Below are 1,921 nucleotides of genomic sequence, written 5' to 3' on the forward strand. Positions count from 1 at the left end.
GCCGCTGCCGTTGATAAGCAGGTTGGGATAACGGCTCGGAAGCACGGTCGGTTCGTTGCGAGCTTCGTCATACGTCGGATAAAGTCGACGGTGTCGAGTTTCAAGTCGTCCAACATCGATGCAGCCACCGCGCTCAAGCGAGCTTCGGTATATCGCATCGCCGCCGGAGGTAGCCCCGCAATGCTGCCAAAGTTCCCCTGCTTGTCAATCAGCAGCGAACGCATGTTCCATTCTTGAGCCATCCGCACCAACGTCGGATAGATCACACTTTCACCGTGCGGGTGATAGTTACCCGAAGTGTCCCCCGAGATCTTCGCGCATTTGACTCGCTTGCTGCCGGGGCCGAGGTTCAAGTCGTTCATCGCGACTAGAATCCGTCGCTGACTGGGTTTCAATCCATCGCGAACATCGGGCAAAGCACGACTGACGATCACGCTCATCGCGTACGTCAGATAGCTTTCACGAAGCTCGTCTTCGATCGGCAAATCGATCAGGCGAAACGCGCCCGCACCGCCGTCGATCCCGTCCTGAAATCCCTCAGGGCCATTGTTTTCGCCCTCGCCATCTTCTTTGTTATTTTCGTCTTCTGCCAACGTCGTGTCCTAAGAGGAGTGCTGGGTGCGAAATGCTGTCTTTTTGGGAGCTTTGTTTTTCGTAAAACGGGGAGTACCCCTGCTTCTTTCGAAGGGGCAGTCCCCGTTTCAGGAAAGCTTCATTCGAACCCCGAATTCAGCCCCAAAGTGTACCCTTTTTCGCCTTGCCTCACAACGACCCACGCGACTGGAAGCGTTGTCGCAAATCCTTACATATCAGATACTTGCGACCGATTCATCGGAGGGGAGTGAATGCCAGCCGCGAATCCGCTGCCCGGCGTCTAAATTGACACCCCTTCGACCACCTCCGATCACCGAATTTCAACTTAGGTAAACCGGGGAACCAACCCCTCGACAGCAACACAGGAACCCACCCACAAGAGCCGCCGTCCAAAGGCGATCGTCTCGCGATTACGCATCCTGGATTGGGCGGCCACCCGACGAACCAGCGCGATTAAGCCAGACCAACAGGCCGCCCCCGGCCACCGTCGAGATTGATTCGCCCCACGTCCACCACGAAGGCATCCCCGCCATCGAATCGACAACGAACTGCGCCACCCCGAATGCGATTGTGCCGACGGCCAAATACCGGACGAGCGGACGATAACGCACTAAATCGCGGGCCAAAACCAACAATCCGATCCCCACGAACCCGTACAGGATCGACAGATGGCGAGCGAGGTAAAAGGTCAGCGGTGCTGCAGGAAACGAATGAATCCCAAGCAATTTGGCAATCTCGACCATCCATTTCTCAGGCATCATTGCTGCTGGAAACGCCAACAACGTGACCAGCCCGACAAACTGCAAGAACAAGCGGAGCGGCAAAAGGCCACTGTCGAGCGAGGGAGAACTCGATTTCTGCTCAGCATTCACCGCGGGCGTTTCCTTTTCATAGTTCAACTGCTCGGAGGTCGCGTTGTTATTAGTCCGCAGTCGCGACAACCGGCTGATCGAGAGACACTCGGCAACCGATCATGCCCAAGGCATCGGGGGGGTCGACGAAATCTGAATATTCTCGCGCACTTGATCCGGGATGGCCACCACCTTATGAACTCGCAAATCGACGTAGACCCAGCGTGTTTCTGCTCGCGCCAGGACACATTGGTCTGCCGGCCGACAAATCAAATACTTTCGCGTCGATGCATAGCGATCGATCGCGTTGACCCAGGTGCGAATCACCAATTCGTCCCCAGCCACTGCGGCCGCACGATAAGTGATGTCATGCTTACGCACGACCCAGCCAAGCCCCTCGGCCGCCGCTGCCTTCGAATCCCAACCATTGGCGGCAGAATGCTTTGACGCAGCCCAAAGCGTCCACTGGACATAAC

3 protein-coding genes are annotated in these 1,921 nt (G+C 56.5%); all 3 read right to left on the bottom strand.

The window, feature by feature from the left end; genetic code table 11:
- The coding region (locus RMSM_RS28385; protein WP_008705344.1) for a DNA gyrase subunit A at nucleotides 1-593 on the bottom strand (593 nt) is incomplete at its 3' end.
- Nucleotides 594-1,004: 411 nt separating this feature from the next.
- The gene (locus tag RMSM_RS28390) at nucleotides 1,005-1,535 is read right to left on the bottom strand and encodes a hypothetical protein (RefSeq protein ID WP_008705347.1); all 531 of its coding nucleotides are present in this window, start codon (nucleotides 1,533-1,535) and stop codon (nucleotides 1,005-1,007) included.
- A 30-nt stretch (nucleotides 1,536-1,565) separates the two neighbouring features.
- On the bottom strand, nucleotides 1,566-1,921 hold a 356-nt coding region (locus tag RMSM_RS28395; protein WP_040769801.1), incomplete at its 5' end, for an acyl-CoA thioesterase.

This window comes from Rhodopirellula maiorica SM1, from assembly GCF_000346295.1.
Classification (GTDB): domain Bacteria; phylum Planctomycetota; class Planctomycetia; order Pirellulales; family Pirellulaceae; genus Novipirellula; species Novipirellula maiorica.